Source organism: Bacillus thermotolerans, from assembly GCF_000812025.2.
Taxonomy (GTDB): Bacteria; Bacillota; Bacilli; order Bacillales; family Domibacillaceae; genus Quasibacillus; species Quasibacillus thermotolerans.
Map to the genome: position 1 here is coordinate 31,117 of NZ_JWJE02000030.1, position 17,924 is coordinate 49,040.

The window sequence follows — 17,924 nt, forward strand, 5'->3', positions numbered from 1 at the left end:
ACATAAGAAGTAGGCTCTTGTTGTATTTTAGGATCAGGAAGCTCCAGCTTCTTCTAATTCAACTTCTTCCAATTCTCCTAAGCGGTGATATTCTGTTAAAACAGCATCTTGGATCTTCCCGCGTGTATTAGAGTTGATTGGATGAGCGATATCGCGGAACTCGCCATCCGGCGTACGCTTGCTAGGCATTGCTACGAATAAACCATTATTCCCATCAATTACACGGATATCATGGATAACAAACTCGCTGTCCAGTGTAATAGAAGCAATGGCTCTCATACGTCCATCTGTGTTGACACGTCTCAATCTCACATCAGTTACTTCCATTTCTGTTCACCCCTTTTCCCTAATAAAAGCCTACGTATCCTATTCAACAATTTTTCAAATATTCCTTCATTTTTTTGAGAAAAAATATAATAAATTTTACTTTGCTAAACATTTTTTCCTATTTGAGGATAATCTTCTTATTTCATACAATTCACCTTTATTTTAGCAGGAAAGCATGAAAAAAGCACCTGCAATTTCTGACAGGTGCCTACCGAAAAAAGAACGAGCTTTACTTTACTAAAGCAACGACTTCCACTTCAATTTTCACGTCTTTCGGAAGTCTCGCCACTTCTACACAAGAACGTGCCGGTTTGTGATCTCCGAAATACTCTGCATAAATCTCGTTAATGATGCCGAACTCTTCCATGTCAGCGATGAAAACCGTCGCCTTGACTACCGTATCAAGAGAAGCACCCGCTTCTGCTAAGACAGCCTGGAGATTACTGAACACTTGATGAGTCTGTTCTCTTACATCCCCCGCTACTAGTTCTCCTTCTGGTGTTAGAGGAATTTGTCCGGAGCTGTAAAACATGTTATTAACGATAATCCCCTGTGAATATGGGCCGATAGCAGCTGGTGCTTTATTCGTTGATACTACTCTCATTCTCTTCTCCCCCTACAAAAATGAAATGTTTTTAGTAAAATAATTTCCCTCTACTACTTTGATGGCAGACTGACGGATATCCACATCCTTCAGCTTCATAAGAGATATGTAATCTTCTACCAATCTCTCCTCATTATATTCTGCCTCCACTAAAACAGCAATGCCTGCTACCGTTGCATTAAATTCAGCCAGCAGGCTGATCATACCGTTGATCGTACCGCCTGCTTTCATAAAATCATCAACAAGCAGCACTTTGGAGCCTTCCTTCAAGCTGCGCTTTGCCAATACCATTGTCTGGATGCGCTTGGTTGAGCCGGACACATAATTAATGCTTACAGTTGGCCCTTCTGTCACTTTGCTATCTCTTCTAACCACAACGACCGGCACATTCAGATGGGCGGCAATCGCATGAGCAATTGGAATCCCTTTTGTTGCCACTGTCATCACCGCGTCAATTTCTGCTCCTGCATAAGCAGAAGCAATGAGCTTACCGACTTGGTGGACAATTTGCGGGTTCCCCAGTAAATCCATGATATACAGGTATTCGCCCGGCAAAAGCCTTTCGGGATTTTCCAGCTGGTCACAGAGATTCGCAATGAATTGTCTTGCTTCATGTTCATTCACTCGCGGAAAGTACTTTACGCCTCCTGCAGCTCCAGGCACGGTCTGAAGCGTTCCAATGCCCCTCTGTTCAAAGGTTTCTTTCACAATAGCCAAGTCTTCACTAATTGAAGATTTTGCTGATCCATAACGTTCAGCAAAAAACGTTAAAGGAACGAGCTGGCGGGGGTGTTCTAGTAAATAGTGAGTTATGTCTATTAATCGTTCACTTCGACGAAATTTCATGCTTGATTGCCCTCCTGAAGAGAAAAACCGAATATTTATTATTAAATATAACCTAACATACGGTTTTATTCAACCGGAATTCCATCTCCGAGCAGGCGTACCGCATATACTTGATCGCAGAACCCCTTTAATCCGTTATACACACGATGCATTCTTGAGTCGTATTGAATAAGTCCGAAAACGGTAGGTCCACTGCCGCTCATCAAGACGGCATCCGCTCCAAAGCGCTCCATTTGCTCCTTGATCTGTGCCACTTCCGGATACATTTTCAATGTTACCGATTCAAGCACGTTTCCAAGGTTACGACACATTTGCTGATAATCTCCTGTTTCAATGGCTTCAACCATTTTTTCCGTGTTCGGATGCTTCAAGCCATCCAGCTTTAAATTTTTGTAGACTTCTGCCGTGGAAACGCCAATCGTCGGCTTAGCAAGAACAACCCAGCAATTCGGCGGCGGCGGCAGAAGCTTAATCTTTTCTCCTCTTCCTTTAGCTAGAGCGGTTCCGCCATATACACAAAAGGATACATCTGAGCCAATTTCAGATCCGAGCTCAGCCAGCTCATCTACACTTAATCCAAGCTGCCATAGCTTATTCAAGCCTTTTAATGTAGCCGCTGCATCACTGCTGCCGCCCGCTAAGCCAGCCGCCACAGGAATCACCTTTTGAATGCCGATTTCTACTCCTGAGCGGATGCCATACCGTTCTTTTAGCAGCTTAGCTGCCTGGTACGCCAAGTTCCGGCTGTCATCTGGAACAAACCGGTTATGAGAAACTACTCTAATTTCATCTTTCCGAAGCTCTTCTAATTCTATCCGATCAGCCAGGTCAACTGTCGTCATAATCATTTCTACTTCGTGATAGCCATCCGGCCGCTTGTGCAACACATCTAGCGTTAAATTAATTTTTGCCGGCGCTTTGATCATTATCTTCACAATAAACACCTACTTTGCGCGCATTACAGTTTAGCTTATTTTATCATAAAGTTAAATGCGATTTGTCAATATGATGCACTCGCATGTAAGAAAAAAGACCGGGCCAGTTTCCGGTCTTTATTAGTTTATAAGGAGCTTTCCTATTTCACAACTTTAAACCTGTCCTCATTGGCTAAAATAAGACAAAAAAAGAGCCGGAATTTCTTCCGGCTCTTTGGCGGCTTTTTGTAAGACATTTCTAAAGGATTAACGCTTGTTAACGAGTTGATTTTCTGCCAGCTCAATCGCACGCTTTACCATGTTGCCCGCATCACGAGCGGTAATGCCGCCCCAGCCTTCCCGTTGCACGGTGTCATAAAACCCTAACTCTTTCGCAAGCTCTTCTTTTAACTGGTCAGACATGATTCCTCTTCTTCTGCCCATTCGAAGTCCCCCTTTTGCCGCCATTCATAGCTTATCCAGCCTGCTTAAAAGAATGAAAGGAAATAATAAGAAAAGCGCTCTATCAAAGACAAGCAGGCTGCTGAATAAAATGTGGCTCATATAAAAAGCAGTAAACACGATCGTTTACTGCCGGCTCACACTGCATTCTCTGCTGTATCTTCAAATGTTAATTCAACTGTTTCCGTTAGAACATCCGCATAGCTGTACGAAACTCTTTCAAATGCATTCTCGTCTTGGTCTAACTCGACGACGAAGACAGCTTGATAGGTTTCAGCCAGCACCCCGCTACGTTCAATGGTTTTGCGGCGTCCTCCGTTTGCTTTTAACAAGAGTCTTTTTCCTAGGTTTGAATCAAGAGACTTTTTGATATCGGCTAATGTTTTTGGCATCCGCTTACACCTCACTGTTCTTATAGTAACACACTTTTCGAACTTAGTCAAGCAAACAAAATATTTTATCAGTGAAAAAGCCCTCTTGTCAATAAATTTTGTTCTACAAAATCTTGCTTTTTTCACCATACCTTTAGCATGCCCAATATATCTATAATCATGACAACTCTTTCTTCAAGCTTTCTCTTCTTCTTCAATAGGGGGCTGAAAGGGCATCCCTAAGCGAAGCACTCCCTTTGTCTCTATCCCTCCCAAGCCTTTCCCCCCTGTTAACGTATTCCTCAGCACTTCCCGAACGTCTACCATTTCATTAAACGGCGTAAATCCGATTTTAGCTGAGATATAGACTGGGTCTAGAGCATGAATATTGACCCGGGAAGGGGAACTGGCGAAATTAGCCCCTGCCCGGATTAATGATTCGAAGTGGGATTGACAGGCCCCTGCAAAGATGACCAACTGATCTAGATGAGAGAATTTCCTTCTTGCCAGCCGCACCGTCTGGACAAAATACTTGGAGTGACGATACGCCTCGAGATCCTCCTTGTTTCCTTTGGTCTTTGAATAAGAATCATGCCCGGTAATGATCAGGATATCCGGCCGGTACTCCTCAAGGAGGGCCCCGATCTTTTTTGGCATCTCCTCTTCCTGGCAATGCACTCCGTAAACTGGAAGTCCAATCTTCTCATAGGCATCCAGGCACTTTTTTAAATAATTTGAGTCGCCGTCCATGTGCAGCACTCTTCCGGGGATTTGAAAGACGTCATTCTCTGTGCGATATCCGTTCGTCGCCCGGTATTCCTGCTTTTCCCGGATGAGCTCAAGCTCCTGTCTAAATAGATGCAGGGATTGTTCTTCTTTCTTTTTAGTAGCGCGCATCATCCGTTCCTGTTCTTCTGGCTTTACTTCGATTAAATCAGAAAAAGGGGCATCTGCTATCAAGCGATACTCCTCCCCTGACAAAATCGCTATTTTTCCTTCATCGGTTTCTTTAATATCTGTCACCCGGAATAAAATATCGTTGCCATAAGACGGGCGGCTCACAATTGAATCAATACGGATTGTCATATGATCATCCCCGTTACTTTTTACTCTTCTATGTATTCTATGCATCGAAGAGAGAATACGGGAATCGAAATTCAAGATTTTATGTAGATGATTGATAAACTAAAAAAATCCGCCCAACATTTATTGGACGGATGAGGAAAAGGCAGGATAAAGCGCATCAGATAAACGAGCGAACTCCTCCAATGACAAGGACTCACCTCTTCTAGAAGGAGCAATCTCTGCTTCATTCAAAGCTTGGACAATGCTCTCTTTCTTTTCTTTCCCCTCTGAAAGCTGGCTCGTTAAATTGTTCAATATGGTTTTTCGACGCTGGGCAAAAGAGGCGCGTGTCACCGTAAAAAAGAATTCTTCACTTTTCACTTGAACAGCAGGAGTGTTTCTTCTCGTTAATTGAATGACAGCAGAATCTACATTCGGCTGCGGCATGAAGACAGTTTTTGGCACGATGAATGCCACCTCTGCTTCTGTGTAATACTGAATGGCAATGGAAAGTGAACCGTACTCTTTCGTTCCGGGGCGCGCTGAAATACGGTCAGCCACTTCCTTCTGCAGCATAATGACCATCCCTTCGAACGGCACTTTCTCTTCTAGAAGCTTCATAATAATCGGGGTCGTGACATAGTAAGGCAGGTTTGCCACAATCATTAACCGGGAAAAGCCGGCAAACTCCTCTTGAACGATCTGTTTTACATCAGCCTTTAACACATCTTTATGAATGACCTTCACATTGTCATACGGGGAGAGCGTATCTTCCAAGATGGGCAGGAGCCGCTGGTCAATTTCAAAAGCTACCACTTTTCCAGCCGTTCGAGCTAAATGCTCTGTGAGCGCGCCAATCCCTGGGCCAATTTCGATCACGCCTGTATCTTTTCCTAATTCGGCTGTATTGGTAATTCTGTGAAGAATATTGGGGTCAATCAAGAAGTTTTGTCCTAGGCTTTTTTTGAAAGAAAAACCGTATTTCTCCAGAATTTCTTTCGTTCGCGTCGGAGTAGCAATATCTTTCATTTCTTTTCCTCCTGTAACACTTCTGTTAATGCACGGGCAAATTGCTCCTGTGTGATCTGAAACATGATCAGCCGTTTGTGCAGCTGTTTGCCGTTTGTATAACCAATCTTCAGCTTCTCACCAAGCTTCTCTCTCCGCTCTCGCGCTTTAGCACCGCCAATTAGTCCAGCGTCTATAAGGTCTTCTTTTGTAATATGCTCTGTTGCCTCTGCTTCTACAAGCTGTGCGGCCTTTAGTGCCCTTCTAATCGCCTCATCTGATGCATGCTCTACACCTACACCTCTGCCTCTTTTTTCAATGGCTTCATGCTTCGGCAAAAAGGCATGTTTACAGTCAGGCACATGCTGAGAAATGATGTGACGAATTCGCTCTCCCGGGTAATCGGGATCCGTAAAAATAATAACGCCTCTTTTTTCGTGGGCCAGCTTAATTTGCTCAATGACCGAAGGCGGGACCGCTGAACCGTTTGTTTCAATCGTATCGGCTTCCACCGCCCGCTGAATAGCTGTCGTGTCGTCCCGGCCTTCCACCACAATAATTTCTTTAATCTTCATCCTGCTCACCGCTGAATTCGGAAAAGCTCAAAGGCGTTTTCAGTTGTAGCTTGAGCAATTTCCTCGTAAGAAACACCCTTTAATTCGGCAATCTGTTCAGCAACCAGCTTCACATAAGCCGGCTCGTTACGCTTGCCTCGGTATGGATGGGGAGCTAAATACGGGCAGTCTGTTTCAATAAGCAGCTTGTCCAAAGGTACAGCTTCTGCTACTTCTTTTGGCTTTTTGGCATTTTTGAATGTTACAGGACCACCAAGGGAGATATAAAAGTTCATGTCAACACATTCTCTTGCCGTTTCGACACTTCCGCTGAAGCAGTGCATAATGCCGCCCACTTCTTCCGCTTTCTCTTCTTTTAAAACCTCAACAATGTCTTGTGTCGCTTCCCGATTGTGAATAATAATCGGAAGCTTTACTTTTCTTGCCAGCTGGATCTGCTTGCGGAACACTTCTTTTTGTACATCTTTTGGAGACTTATCCCAGTGATAATCAAGTCCCATTTCCCCTAGTGCTACCACCTTTGGATGGCTAGCAAGCTCTTCAATCCAAACAAGATCTTCATCCGTCATATCGATGGCATCTACAGGGTGCCATCCGACACTGGCATACAAGAAGTCATACTCCTCGACCAATGCGATCGCCTTTTCAATCGTTGGGCGGTCAAAACCAACGACGACCATATTCTTTACACCAGCTTCCTGCGCCCGTTCGATTACCTCTTTTACATCTTCATCATATTGTTCAGCATTCAAATGCACATGCGTATCAAATAACAATTCGTATACCCTCCCTAAAAGAAAAACATAGATGTTTCCGTTGGCAAAGTGTTCCACGTGAAACATTCTATGTTTTCCCATTTCATCATTTATTTAATCCGTGAGCCATTCGGCAGGCTATCATCTACGGAGGCTAGAGATAGTGTGCCATCCTCTGATTTACCCGCAAGAATCATTCCTTGAGATAACTCTCCTCTCAGCTTCACAGGCTTCAAGTTCGCCACCACAATAACTTTGCGGCCAATCAACTCCTCAGGCTCATAATGCTCAGCAATGCCGGACACTACCTGACGCTTTTCAAAGCCTAAATCAAGCTGGAGCTTCAATAGTTTATCTGCTTTCTTCACCCGCTCAGCTTCAATAACTGTTGCAGAGCGCAGGTCCACATTCATGAAGTCATCAATTTTGATTTCTTCTTCAAGCTCGACCTTTACTTCTTCCTTCGGTGTTTCCTTTGTCTCTTCTTTTTGAGGAGCACCTTGCATCTTCTCTCTAATGTAAGCAACCTCTTCTTCTACATCCAGACGCGGGAAAATCGGTGTTCCTTTCTTCACTACCTCTACTCCTTCTGGTATAGAACCAAATTGAGCAAGGCTTTCCCATGATTGCAGCTGCTCTTCTTGAACATTTAATTGTTCAAAAATAGCAGATGGGGTTTTAGTTAAAAACGGCTTTAGCAGAACGGCTATTCTGCGCAGCGACTCAGCTAAATGTACCATGACATCACCAAGCTTGTCTGTCTCTTCAGACTTTGCCAGCACCCACGGCTGTGTTTCATCAATATACTTATTCGTCCGGCTGATCAGCTGCCAGATAGAAGCCAGAGCAACTGAGAACTCCATGTTCTCCATTGCTTTCTCGTATTGCTCTACCGTTTCTAGATTCATCTGTTTCAAATCTTGGTCGAACTCACTATTTGATCCTTTGTAAGAAGGGATCACGCCATTAAAGTATTTATTGATCATCGCTACTGTGCGGTTTAGAAGGTTGCCCAGATCATTCGCTAAATCATAATTAATGCGTTCAACAAAGCCCTCGGGTGTAAATACACCGTCTGAGCCGAACGGTACTTCACGAAGCAGGTAGTAGCGAAGAGCATCCAGGCCATAGCGGTCAATCAATGTAACAGGATCCACTACGTTGCCTTTTGATTTAGACATTTTCCCGTCCTTCATCAATAGCCATCCATGGGCAAACACTTTCTTAGGAAGCGGCAAATCGAGTGCCATTAGCATGATTGGCCAGTAAATAGTGTGGAAACGTACAATTTCCTTTCCAACTAAATGAACATTCGCTGGCCAGTACTTCTGATATTTCTCGTCATGATCCGTTCCATATCCAAGAGCAGTGATATAGTTCGTTAACGCATCAATCCATACATAGATGACATGCTTTGGATCACCCGGTACCTTAATTCCCCAATCGAACGTTGTACGAGATACAGCCAAATCCTCTAATCCAGGCTTAATGAAGTTATTGATCATTTCATTTTTCCGTGATTCTGGCTGGATAAATTCTGGATTCTCTTCATAAAATTTCAGCAAGCGGTCCGCATACTTGCTCATACGGAAGAAGTATGATTGCTCCTTCACTCTCTCCACCGGTCGTCCGCAGTCCGGGCAGTTCCCGTTATCAAGCTGCAGTTCTGTAAAGAAAGACTCACATGGCGTACAGTACCAGCCTTCATATTCACCCAGATAAATATCACCTTGGTCAAGCAGCTGCTTAAAGATCTTCTCGACAATTTGCTTGTGTCGTGTCTCTGTAGTCCGGATAAAGTCATCATAAGAAATATCCAGCTTGCCCCAAAGGTCTTGAATACCAGCAACAATACTGTCCACATATTGCTGCGGTGTTACTCCAGCTTCTTCTGCTTTTTGCTGAATTTTTTGCCCATGCTCATCTGTTCCCGTTAAATACATAACATCGAACCCGCGCAGACGCTTGTAGCGGGCCATTGCATCACCTGCTACTGTCGTATAAGCATGTCCGATATGCAGATTTCCGCTCGGATAATAAATAGGCGTTGTTAAATAAAACGATTTTTTTTCGTTACTCACGTTACACAGCCTCCTTAGCCCTTAACTCTTATGTAGAAAAGCCCTCACCTAATGGTTGAGAGCTCTATATGTTTGCCGCTTCGTTTTGCAGGCAATCTCTACTGAAATTACTGACATTATAGCTAATATATGCAAGAAATATACCTTATTGCCGTAAAAGAACACTTCTTTTATTGTCTCTTATTTGGCTTCAATTGTAAATAATAAACTCTTTTCTTTCTATCTATTTTAGTAAATTCGACATTTTTTATAAATTATTCGACATACCGTCTTTTTTTCACTTCCTTTTATTTGAAAAAGCCAGCAAACGTTGATATATCAACACTCAATCAACTTACATTTATTAGAAAAATTACATTTTCTTGTTGACGATTATGGTAAGAGCTGGTATGATAGTAACAGAAATAAAAATTATGTCGAAAATTGACGATAAATAAATGATAGAATAGTAGAATAAATGAAAAGATCAGGAGGAAAATATAATGAAATCAACTGGGATTGTACGTAAGGTTGACGAGCTAGGAAGAGTCGTTATTCCAATTGAATTGCGTCGCACATTAGATATTGCTGAGAAAGACGCCTTGGAAATTTACGTAGATGACGACAAGATCATCCTGAAGAAATACAAGCCAAGCATGACTTGTCACATTACTGGGGAAGTATCTGATGATAACATTAAGCTTGCTGGCGGAAAATTAATCCTTAGCCGCGACGGCGCCGAGCAGCTCATGAAAGAAATCTCTCAACACTTCTCTGCTATTAAGTAAAAGAAGAGGCTTCATAACTAAATGACGGTTCAGCAGAGGATATAATGGTCCTTATGCTTTTTATATGGAAACAGGCGGATCTATAAACGAATCCGCCTGTTTTTTTGCCGCTTTGCAGTACTAAGCTATCCTTTAGCTTTCGTCAACATGATAAGCCTGATAAACCTCCCGCTTCCCTACTTTTCGGTCATGGGCCGTCTGCTTGATCGCTTCTTTCGAGGAAAGGTTCTTCTCTTGTATATAATAATTAACATGCTCCACGATGGAATAAGAAGTCCACCATTCCTCTTCTTCTGTTGATACTGCCTGCTGGTTGCCTTCTATAATTAAACAAAATTCTCCAAGCAGCTGTTCCTCTTCTGCCCACTCCAATGCTTCCTCGATCGTCCCGCGCAAAAACTCTTCGAATTTCTTTGTCAGCTCCCGGCACAATACAATGGAGCGCTCTCGTCCCAGCATATCTGCCATTAAGCGTAATGTATCCTTTAAACGGTGGGGAGACTCGTAAAGAATAAAAGTGTCCTTCAGACGGTTTAACTCTATCAGCTGCTCCTTCTTTTCCTTCTTATTTCGGCTAAGAAAACCGAAAAAGTAAAACGGCTGCGGAGCAAGACCGGAAGCGATCAGAGCAGTCAACGCTGCATTGGCGCCTGGCAAAGGAACCACTGGAATATTCCGGTCAATAGCCGCTTTCGTCAGCTCATAGCCGGGATCCGAAATAGATGGCATCCCTGCATCGCTGACAAGAGCAACTATTTCTCCGTTTTGCATTCGTTCAAGCAACAGTCGGCCGCTTTTTTCTTTGTTATGTTCATGATAGCTTGTTACAGGTGTATCAATCTCAAAATAATTACAAAGCTTCTTTGTATTGCGTGTATCCTCCGCCGCAATGACATTGGCTTCCTTCATGATGCGGAGCGCGCGAAAAGTCATATCCTCTAAGTTCCCAATCGGCGTAGGCACCAGATAAAGAGCGCCTCTTTCCTCTTCTTTAAAGCTGTTCTGCCTGGCAATCACAATGGCTCCCCTCCCGCTGCAAATACTTTATTTTTTGTGGACGTGTCAACTGCTTAAAGGCATACTCCGCCCGCATGGCCTCCGTAATAGTCGGAAAAACTTCGGCATGAATCAGCTGCACCGGCCGCCTGCTTCTCGTATACTTGGCCCCTTTTCCTGCGTTATGAGCTGCTATTCTCCGCTCCAGGTTGTTCGTGTAGCCGGCATAGAAGGACTGGTCCCGGCATTTCAATACGTAGAAAAAGTGGTTATTGTTCTTTTCCATATAGCATCTCTCTTACTTCTTCTGTATATTCTCCCTGGTCATCATAGACAAAAAGCGGCGGCAGGATTTTTAGATCCGGAGCCCCGTCCTTCATTCCTTCGATCAATATCGTATTGGCTTCTTTTCCTTTCTTCGGGTAAACGAAGCGCAGCCTCTTTGGCTCCAGACGGTATTTTCTCATTAACGTCACCAAGTCCAAGAGCCTTCCCGGCCGATGGACGAATGCCGCTTTTCCTCCCTGCTTTAGAAGCTGGCTGCTTGAGCGGATACAATCCTCCAGCGTACAAAAGATTTCATGGCGCGCAATGGCTAGGTGCTCATTCGGATTGATTTCTTTATCAGACGGCGTGGTAAAATACGGCGGATTGCAGGTCACCACACTGTGCTTTTCGTAACCAAGCTGAGCAGGTGCCTCCTTTAAATCACCATGTATCATGGTAATTTGATGCTCTAGCTTGTTATACTCTATACTCCTCACCGCCATATCATGAAGCCGCTCCTGGATTTCCACGCCAATAATAGGCACCCTTGTTTTCGCACTCATTAATAACGGCACAACGCCGTTTCCTGAGCATAAATCGACGATGGATCCTTTTTTCAGCGGGAGATAAGCAAATCTAGCCAATAGCACTGCATCTAAAGAAAAAGCAAAGACGGATGGGCTTTGAATAATTCTCAGCTCCTCCGCCAGTAAATAATCCAATCTTTCATCCTCTTTTAATAACACCAACTGGCCTGTCCTCCTATTTGATTTCCACTCACACAAAAAAGAAAGGCCATACCGTCCTTCTCTCATTCTGCGCTTTTATATCGCTGATCAGCAAGAGAATTACCGGCACCGGCCTTTCTGCAAGGTGTGTCTTACTTTTTATTCAAAAATGATAAACAAAACAAGCAATCTTCATCTTTTCTTGGGCTGCCAAAATGGATGTTGCAAATATGAAACCCTTCTTGATAAAGTCTCGCTAGATTGTCGTACCCTTCGCCAATATCCATCAGCTGTGAAGAGCCTGCGCTAGAATTTTTTTTGTTCTTCTTCTGGGCAGCACGGCTGCGGGAAGCATTCAGCTCCTCCAGCCGCTGTCTCAAGTGTTCGTTCTCTAATTGTAAAAAGTGGTTTTCCTCCACCATATCAGCCAAATTCGTTTTTAATGCGACGAGTCGGTTGGATAATTGGCTGATTTGTTGTTCCATGTCGCGAATTGCCTCTAAAAACTCTTTTTTATCCACTCGTTCCACCCCACTACTCTGTGGCTTGTGCTGACAAGGCATCTTCCGCATTCATGATTTCTTCAATCGTGAATTCTAACACCCGCTCTTGTTCGAATAATTCTACTTGAAGCACCCGCTCCAAAATGTTTAGGCCGACGACTTTCCCAGCACCGTTCGGCGTCTTGATTTTAGATCCCACATCGGGAAGAATTGCCTTTGCTTCTTCATATTCATCATTCTCATACTTCAAGCAGCACATTAAGCGACCGCATAATCCCGAAATTTTTGTAGGGTTTAACGAAAGGTTCTGATCCTTAGCCATTTTGATTGAAACCGGCTCAAAGTCTCCTAGGAACGTGGAGCAGCATAGCATTCTGCCACACGGCCCAATGCCGCCAAGCATCTTTGCTTCATCCCGGACCCCAATTTGCCGAAGCTCAATTCTCGTACGAAACACAGAGGCTAAATCCTTTACCAGTTCCCGGAAATCCACTCGCCCGTCCGCCGTAAAATAGAAGATAACTTTATTTCGGTCAAAGGTGTATTCCACATCTACAAGCTTCATCTCTAATTTGTGCTCGGCAATTTTTTCACAGCAAATATCAAAGGCTTCCTCAGCAGCTGACCTGTTTTCCTCTATAATTAACCGATCCTTCTGATCCACTTTACGAATGATCTTCTTTAGAGGGAGAACAACATCATCTTCTTCCACCTTTTTCGGTCCCACGACGACTTCTCCATGCTCGATTCCTCTGGCTGTTTCAACAATAACGTGATCACTCTTTTGAACCCCTAAGTCCATTGGATCGAAATAATATATTTTACCCGCTTTTTTAAAGCGTACTCCTACTACATCATACAAAGGATGGACCCCCCTGCAACTTTAGCACAAGCTGCTCCATTAGCAGCTGTGGATTCATATTGGACTCCAGCCTACGCTTTGCTTCCAAAATAGCCGTAATCTGCTCTGCTGTCCTCCCGGCGGATGAATGCAGAGCTTGGTTTTTCAGCAAAGCCAGCTGATCCGGGAAAGCTAAATCCTGTTCCTTTCCCGTTTGTACCATCATTAAGTCCTTAAAAAGCAACAACAAAAGATCCAGCGCAAGATTGACCTGTTGTTTATCTTTGAAATGACTGTTGAAGTCTTCCTGTAACTTTACCATTGCTTCTAGTGACTGTTTTTGAAGCACTTCATGTAATTTTAACACTATTCTACGCGACTGTGCAAACCACTCTTCGCGGCTGAGACGAAGCGCTTCTTCAAGGTTATTGGTCAGATTGGATACAAGGGAAGCCATTGGAATAGAAATGCCTTCTCCGATCAGCTGATCTTTTAAAATGGATGGAGACAGAGGCTTAAAGGAAAGCAGCTGGCAACGGGAGATAATCGTTGGGAGCATTCGCTGATACTGCTCGGTTAAAAGTAATGCGGTTGTATCCGATGCAGGCTCTTCTAAAAACTTTAACAAGCTGTTAGCTGCACTGGCTGTCATTTTATCCGCATGCTCAATAATATAAATTTTCCGGTCGGCCTCCACGGCTGCCTTGCTGAATTCCTGTTGCAGTAAAGCAATTTGCTGCTTTTTAATGGACGCACCGTCCGGTTCAATCACATGCACATCCGGGTGATTCCCGTGATCAATCCTGCGGCAGTTTCGGCAGTTTCCACACGGCGGCTCCTCTCCTTCACAAAGCAGACTTTTGGCAAAATGCAGGGCCGCTTTCTTCTTGCCTGTTCCCGGGTCGCCTTCCAACAAGTAAGCATGAGCCACTCTATTCTTCTCTAAGCTATTCTTCAACATTTTGAGCACTACAGGCTGCAGTTCACTTAACTCTTTCCATGTGTCGGTCAATGTCATCCCCGCTTATGTGTATAAATTGATGATCAACCCTTCGATTTCTCCAATTCTCTTAAGTAAATCGATGGTTGTTTTTTCTTTATTCGTCACCTCTGCTGCGAGATGAACTAATTCCTCATCTAGCATTTCAATAATCGTAAGCTTTCGCCCTTCCCCGAACTGATTCCAAGTATGGGCATTTTTCATGCTTAATCCCGCATCAACCGCTTCTTTCATAAATTGACGAACAAGTGTTTTATATTTGACGACATCCTGGAACTGGCGTGAGCGGGCCAGCCTCTCTCCTGCCTCTTCGATACTTGTTAACAGTTTGGTTAAATCCTGCCTTTTCCATTCGCTATTCTTCGCTTTAAGCGCTTCACTAAAGGCAGAGGGTTTGGCTGTTTGAGGCTTCTCATCCGTAATCCGGTGCTGATTCATCCTAATATTATTGTCTTTTCGGATTTTCATCATCATATCCTCTATTAAAATTGATGGAATTGTTCAACTGGCAACACAAAGACAGTAGCTCCGCCTACAGGAACTTCTACAGGGTAAGGAACGTAAGAATCTGCGTTTCCTCCCATCGGTGACACAGGCGCCACAACTTGATCGCGTGATTGGCAGTTATCCTTTATGATATTAAGTGCATGTTCAAGGCGAATGTCATCTGTTCCAATGATGAACGTAGTGTTTCCCGCCTTCAGGAAGCCCCCTGTAGTAGCAAGCTTCGTTGCTCTGAAATTATTGTCAATTAAAGCCTGAGACAAACGTTGGCTGTCCTGGTCCTGCACAACAGCTAATATTAACTTCATCCTTACTCCTCCCTCTATGTTCCTCTTACTATTATAACAAGAAAAAACGCATTTTTTGAATTGTACATAAATGATTAGTAAAAAAGAACCCTAATCAGGATTCTTTTTTACCGCACAGAGCCGGTCACCCTCTCCATGATAAGCTTTAAGCTGTCCTCGTATACCTGTTCCATATCCGCTTCCGCATCAATCCGCTTGATTCGGCTCGGGAACTTGCCCAGCAAGTGTAAATAGCCTTCTCTTACCTTCTCATGAAAAGCAAGCCCCTCTAAGTCCAATCGATTAATCTCTCCACTTCGGTGGGCTTGAATGCGCGCCAGCCCCACTTCAGGCCGGACATCAAATAATAGGGTTAAGTCAGGCATAAATTCATCAATCGCAAATTGGTTTATTTCATACACGTCTTCCATTCCAAGCCCTCGAGCATGCCCTTGATAAGAAAGAGAGCTATCAATGAAGCGGTCACACAGCACCACTTCTCCTCGCTCAATCGCCGGTTTGATTTTTTCTACGAGGTGCTGCCGCCTCGCTGCTGCATAAAGCAGGGCTTCTGTGCGGCCATCCATCGTTGTATTCTCCTTATTCAGGATCACTTCACGTATCTGTTCAGCGATCGCAATTCCTCCTGGTTCCCTGGTAGCTGTAACAGCCAGGCCTTCCTTTCTCAAACCTTCTGCCAGCTTACTCATGATGCTCGTCTTGCCGGCTCCCTCCGGTCCTTCAATTGTAATAAACCATCCTTTTTTCATATGACCCTCCACAATATTTCATCCATTAGATTGTGCCTCAGAAAAGACTGCCAGCTTTCCCTTACTGAGCTGTTCCCCTCCTTGAATATGTATAGGCTGGGTAAGGAGTTCTCTAAGTACACCAGCTTGTCTCGCTGTCATCCGTTCTCCTTTCATTATAAACGGAATACCCGGCGGATAGGGAATGATCGTTTCAGCTACTACCCGGCCAGCTGCTTCCTGAAGTGTCACCCATTCTGTGGGACAATGCACTTGCAGCTCATAGGGTAACGCAAGCTCTATCAGCCCCTCCTGATAAACTGGCAGCTTTATAGAAGAAAGAGGCATATATCTCTCTTCTAACCTGCATATTTCCAGCTTCGTTTCTAGCTGATTCATGAACTCGCACTCTCCTTCTTTCAATAAAGGGAATGTGCATAACACCTGTAACGGATCGGCCAGCTCTGTATAAATTCCTGATTCCTCTAACTTGGCTTGAAGCTCATAGCCAGTGTAGCCCTTTTTTCGCAGCACAAGCTTTAAAGGATCGTCAGGAAACACGGTATCTATCTGTTTTTCATGGAAAAGAGCTGCTGCTTTGTCTCTCATCTTTACAGTGAAGAGGATATCTGCTTCTGTTATGCTCGCCAAGTATGCACGAGCTATATCCAGAGAGGCCATAATAGGATAAGAAGGGCTGCTGGATTGAAGCACCTGCAAATAAAATTCCAACTCCTCCAATGGCACAGCTTCCGACTGAACATGGAGATAAGCCCCCATTGTCATGGCAGGCAACATTTTATGAGCAGAGTGAACTACAATGTCTGCTCCCATGACGAGCGCACTTTCCGGAAAAGGCTTTGGCAAAATAAAGTGAGGACCATGTGCTTCATCAACTAACACAAATGAGCCATTTTTCTTGGCCCATTCAATGATTTCCTGCAATGAAGCCGCGCCGCCATAATACGTTGGATACGTTAAAATAAGCGCCTTGACAGAACCATAGCAGCGGTAGGCCTGTTGGATGGTTTCCAATTCCACCCCGCCTGCAGTTTCCGTTCGTTCGTCTTCAGCTGTTCCAACAAAAACAGGGCGCAGCTTCGCCAGCTTCAATGCATGAATAATAGACTTATGGCAATTGCGCTGAACGAGTACGGTATCTCCCTCCTGACAAACTGCCATCACCATAGCCAAATTTCCAACGGTACTTCCATTTACTAGGAAATAGCTTTTTCTCGTTCCGTACAAGTCTGTCAAAAGCTGCTGCGCCTCTAAAATGCAGCCTTCAGGAGAGTGAAAATCGTCCATACCTGTGATCTCGGTCACGTCATATTGGAGGAAAGATTGAAATTCAGGAAGCTGTTCAAACACCTGTAGCTGTCCATATTTGTGGCCAGGCACATGAAAGGACAGCGGCTGTTTTCTTTCATGTGCCTGCAAAGCTTGAACAATAGGTATATGCTTTTGATTCACTTGACTCTCTGCCTTTCGTATATGTTTCTCCTAGCCTAACATACTATTTTGCCAGGATCACGAAAAAACAGAAGGCTTACGAATCTTTCTTAATTTCTTAACAAACTCCTTATATCTACTTTCTTCCGGCTCAGTATTCACCATTTCCTGTTCACACTCCTTACAGACAAACGACGAACAAATATACATACCTTCCTTCTTCTCTTCCTCACAAACAATACACTCTTTCATTCTCTCCACCTCCTAAAAGCTAGTATGTCCTCCTGAAAAAAAAATATACGAATCTAGTGAGAAAAATAGGCTTCTAAGATAGAAGAGAGAAATGAGAATTACTACACTATGGAAATATAAAAAAAGAACAGTCCAAAGACTGTTCTTGTCAGGTGCCTGGCAGCGTCCTACTCTCACAGGGGGAAGCCCCCCAACTACCATCGGCGCTGAAGAGCTTAACTTCCGTGTTCGGGATGGGAACGGGTGTGGCCTCTTCGCTATAGCCGCCAGACTGTATAAGGTTGAAAGAACGTTGTTCTTTCAAAACTGGATAATATGCTTGGGAAGTAACCGGCAATACCTTGCCATTTTGTTGTGTGTTGTCCAGCTCCGGCTCCTCGACACTCGAGTCAAATAACCGTCCGCTTCCAAGGCTTAGCGCCTCTCCAGCGTCCAAACATTTGCTTGTCGTGTCTATGCAGTCGCCTCTGCTTTTCTGATTAGGATAAGTCCTCGATCGATTAGTATTCGTCAGCTCCACGTGTCGCCACGCTTCCACCTCGAACCTATCTACCTGATCATCTTTCAGGG

General features: G+C 44.1%; 23 protein-coding genes and 2 rRNA genes. 1 reads left to right on the forward strand and 24 read right to left on the reverse strand.

Features of this window, described 5'->3' with window-relative positions:
• Positions 1-33: 33 nt before the first annotated feature.
• From spoVG to metG, 11 genes are all read right to left on the reverse strand, one after another.
• Positions 34-327, reverse strand: a complete 294-nt coding sequence (spoVG, locus tag QY97_RS12170; protein ID WP_039234746.1) for a septation regulator SpoVG — start codon at positions 325-327, stop codon at positions 34-36.
• 229 nt (positions 328-556) lie between these two features.
• Positions 557-931: a RidA family protein gene (locus QY97_RS12175; RefSeq protein ID WP_039234749.1), complete on the reverse strand. Its 375-nt coding sequence runs from the start codon at positions 929-931 to the stop codon at positions 557-559.
• A gap of 12 nt (positions 932-943) precedes the next feature.
• Complete coding sequence (purR, locus tag QY97_RS12180) at positions 944-1,777, reverse strand: pur operon repressor (RefSeq protein ID WP_039234752.1); 834 nt, start codon at positions 1,775-1,777, stop codon at positions 944-946.
• A gap of 65 nt (positions 1,778-1,842) precedes the next feature.
• A complete protein-coding gene (gene ispE, locus QY97_RS12185) occupies positions 1,843-2,712 on the reverse strand; it encodes a 4-(cytidine 5'-diphospho)-2-C-methyl-D-erythritol kinase (RefSeq protein ID WP_039234755.1) in 870 nt (289 codons plus the stop codon).
• Between the two features lie 246 nt (positions 2,713-2,958).
• The gene (locus QY97_RS12190; RefSeq protein WP_039234758.1) at positions 2,959-3,135 is read right to left on the reverse strand and encodes a small, acid-soluble spore protein, alpha/beta type; all 177 of its coding nucleotides are present in this window, start codon (positions 3,133-3,135) and stop codon (positions 2,959-2,961) included.
• A 155-nt stretch (positions 3,136-3,290) separates the two neighbouring features.
• Positions 3,291-3,545 carry a biofilm formation stimulator Veg gene (gene veg, locus QY97_RS12195; RefSeq protein ID WP_039234761.1) on the reverse strand — a complete coding sequence of 85 codons (255 nt, stop codon included), beginning with the start codon at positions 3,543-3,545 and terminating at the stop codon, positions 3,291-3,293.
• Between the two features lie 174 nt (positions 3,546-3,719).
• Complete coding sequence (gene yabG, locus QY97_RS12200) at positions 3,720-4,610, reverse strand: sporulation peptidase YabG (RefSeq protein WP_039234763.1); 891 nt, start codon at positions 4,608-4,610, stop codon at positions 3,720-3,722.
• Between the two features lie 120 nt (positions 4,611-4,730).
• The gene (rsmA, locus tag QY97_RS12205; RefSeq protein WP_039234766.1) at positions 4,731-5,618 is read right to left on the reverse strand and encodes a 16S rRNA (adenine(1518)-N(6)/adenine(1519)-N(6))-dimethyltransferase RsmA; all 888 of its coding nucleotides are present in this window, start codon (positions 5,616-5,618) and stop codon (positions 4,731-4,733) included.
• Positions 5,615-6,172, reverse strand: coding sequence for a ribonuclease M5 (gene rnmV, locus QY97_RS12210; RefSeq protein ID WP_039234769.1), 558 nt, complete (start codon positions 6,170-6,172; stop codon positions 5,615-5,617). Before rnmV ends, rsmA begins: the two co-directional genes overlap by 4 nt.
• Before the next feature lie 5 nt (positions 6,173-6,177).
• Entirely contained in the window at positions 6,178-6,948 is a 771-nt protein-coding gene (locus tag QY97_RS12215) for a TatD family hydrolase (protein ID WP_039234772.1), read from the reverse strand.
• A gap of 89 nt (positions 6,949-7,037) precedes the next feature.
• Positions 7,038-9,008: a methionine--tRNA ligase gene (gene metG, locus QY97_RS12220; protein ID WP_039234775.1), complete on the reverse strand. Its 1,971-nt coding sequence runs from the start codon at positions 9,006-9,008 to the stop codon at positions 7,038-7,040.
• Between the two features lie 482 nt (positions 9,009-9,490).
• On the opposite strand from metG, the gene QY97_RS12225 reads away from it, so the two are divergent.
• Positions 9,491-9,775 carry an AbrB/MazE/SpoVT family DNA-binding domain-containing protein gene (locus QY97_RS12225; protein ID WP_039234777.1) on the forward strand — a complete coding sequence of 95 codons (285 nt, stop codon included), beginning with the start codon at positions 9,491-9,493 and terminating at the stop codon, positions 9,773-9,775.
• A 132-nt stretch (positions 9,776-9,907) separates the two neighbouring features.
• Here QY97_RS12225 and rsmI read toward each other — a convergent pair whose 3' ends face one another.
• The 13 genes from rsmI to QY97_RS12290 all read right to left on the reverse strand — a co-directional run.
• On the reverse strand, positions 9,908-10,789 hold the full coding sequence (rsmI, locus tag QY97_RS12230) for a 16S rRNA (cytidine(1402)-2'-O)-methyltransferase (protein ID WP_039234806.1): 882 nt from the start codon (positions 10,787-10,789) through the stop codon (positions 9,908-9,910).
• Complete coding sequence (locus tag QY97_RS12235) at positions 10,767-11,057, reverse strand: GIY-YIG nuclease family protein (RefSeq protein WP_039234779.1); 291 nt, start codon at positions 11,055-11,057, stop codon at positions 10,767-10,769. The genes rsmI and QY97_RS12235 overlap by 23 nt, the downstream gene beginning before the upstream one ends.
• The gene (locus tag QY97_RS12240) at positions 11,041-11,787 is read right to left on the reverse strand and encodes a tRNA1(Val) (adenine(37)-N6)-methyltransferase (protein ID WP_039234781.1); all 747 of its coding nucleotides are present in this window, start codon (positions 11,785-11,787) and stop codon (positions 11,041-11,043) included. Before QY97_RS12240 ends, QY97_RS12235 begins: the two co-directional genes overlap by 17 nt.
• A 131-nt stretch (positions 11,788-11,918) precedes the next feature.
• The gene (yabA, locus tag QY97_RS12245; RefSeq protein WP_039234784.1) at positions 11,919-12,287 is read right to left on the reverse strand and encodes a DNA replication initiation control protein YabA; all 369 of its coding nucleotides are present in this window, start codon (positions 12,285-12,287) and stop codon (positions 11,919-11,921) included.
• A gap of 13 nt (positions 12,288-12,300) precedes the next feature.
• Positions 12,301-13,131: a PSP1 domain-containing protein gene (locus QY97_RS12250; RefSeq protein WP_039234788.1), complete on the reverse strand. Its 831-nt coding sequence runs from the start codon at positions 13,129-13,131 to the stop codon at positions 12,301-12,303.
• Positions 13,124-14,122 carry a DNA polymerase III subunit delta' gene (holB, locus tag QY97_RS12255; RefSeq protein WP_099098558.1) on the reverse strand — a complete coding sequence of 333 codons (999 nt, stop codon included), beginning with the start codon at positions 14,120-14,122 and terminating at the stop codon, positions 13,124-13,126. The genes QY97_RS12250 and holB overlap by 8 nt, the downstream gene beginning before the upstream one ends.
• 12 nt (positions 14,123-14,134) lie before the next feature.
• Positions 14,135-14,578, reverse strand: coding sequence for a YaaR family protein (locus QY97_RS12260; protein ID WP_039234790.1), 444 nt, complete (start codon positions 14,576-14,578; stop codon positions 14,135-14,137).
• Between the two features lie 14 nt (positions 14,579-14,592).
• Positions 14,593-14,922, reverse strand: a complete 330-nt coding sequence (locus QY97_RS12265) for a cyclic-di-AMP receptor (protein ID WP_039234793.1) — start codon at positions 14,920-14,922, stop codon at positions 14,593-14,595.
• A 107-nt stretch (positions 14,923-15,029) separates the two neighbouring features.
• Positions 15,030-15,671: a dTMP kinase gene (gene tmk / locus QY97_RS12270; RefSeq protein ID WP_039234796.1), complete on the reverse strand. Its 642-nt coding sequence runs from the start codon at positions 15,669-15,671 to the stop codon at positions 15,030-15,032.
• A gap of 18 nt (positions 15,672-15,689) precedes the next feature.
• Complete coding sequence (locus QY97_RS12275) at positions 15,690-17,123, reverse strand: aminotransferase class I/II-fold pyridoxal phosphate-dependent enzyme (protein ID WP_039234799.1); 1,434 nt, start codon at positions 17,121-17,123, stop codon at positions 15,690-15,692.
• Between the two features lie 57 nt (positions 17,124-17,180).
• Entirely contained in the window at positions 17,181-17,354 is a 174-nt protein-coding gene (locus tag QY97_RS19980) for a sigma factor G inhibitor Gin (protein WP_083965864.1), read from the reverse strand.
• Positions 17,355-17,508: 154 nt separating this feature from the next.
• Positions 17,509-17,625: ribosomal RNA gene (gene rrf / locus QY97_RS12285) — 5S ribosomal RNA — on the reverse strand.
• Between the two features lie 209 nt (positions 17,626-17,834).
• Positions 17,835-17,924 (reverse strand): 23S ribosomal RNA (locus QY97_RS12290); the annotation flags it as partial.

Coding starts and splice junctions, on each gene's coding strand:
- spoVG (WP_039234746.1), bottom strand. CDS start 327: ATGGAAGTAACTGATGTGAGATTGAGACGTGTCAACACAGATGGACGT.
- QY97_RS12175 (WP_039234749.1), bottom strand. CDS start 931: ATGAGAGTAGTATCAACGAATAAAGCACCAGCTGCTATCGGCCCATAT.
- purR (WP_039234752.1), bottom strand. CDS start 1,777: ATGAAATTTCGTCGAAGTGAACGATTAATAGACATAACTCACTATTTA.
- QY97_RS12190 (WP_039234758.1), bottom strand. CDS start 3,135: ATGGGCAGAAGAAGAGGAATCATGTCTGACCAGTTAAAAGAAGAGCTT.
- veg (WP_039234761.1), bottom strand. CDS start 3,545: ATGCCAAAAACATTAGCCGATATCAAAAAGTCTCTTGATTCAAACCTA.
- yabG (WP_039234763.1), bottom strand. CDS start 4,610: ATGACAATCCGTATTGATTCAATTGTGAGCCGCCCGTCTTATGGCAAC.
- rsmA (WP_039234766.1), bottom strand. CDS start 5,618: ATGAAAGATATTGCTACTCCGACGCGAACGAAAGAAATTCTGGAGAAA.
- rnmV (WP_039234769.1), bottom strand. CDS start 6,172: ATGAAGATTAAAGAAATTATTGTGGTGGAAGGCCGGGACGACACGACA.
- QY97_RS12225 (WP_039234777.1), top strand. CDS start 9,491: ATGAAATCAACTGGGATTGTACGTAAGGTTGACGAGCTAGGAAGAGTC.
- QY97_RS12235 (WP_039234779.1), bottom strand. CDS start 11,057: ATGGAAAAGAACAATAACCACTTTTTCTACGTATTGAAATGCCGGGAC.
- QY97_RS12260 (WP_039234790.1), bottom strand. CDS start 14,578: ATGAAAATCCGAAAAGACAATAATATTAGGATGAATCAGCACCGGATT.
- QY97_RS12265 (WP_039234793.1), bottom strand. CDS start 14,922: ATGAAGTTAATATTAGCTGTTGTGCAGGACCAGGACAGCCAACGTTTG.
- tmk (WP_039234796.1), bottom strand. CDS start 15,671: ATGAAAAAAGGATGGTTTATTACAATTGAAGGACCGGAGGGAGCCGGC.
- QY97_RS19980 (WP_083965864.1), bottom strand. CDS start 17,354: ATGAAAGAGTGTATTGTTTGTGAGGAAGAGAAGAAGGAAGGTATGTAT.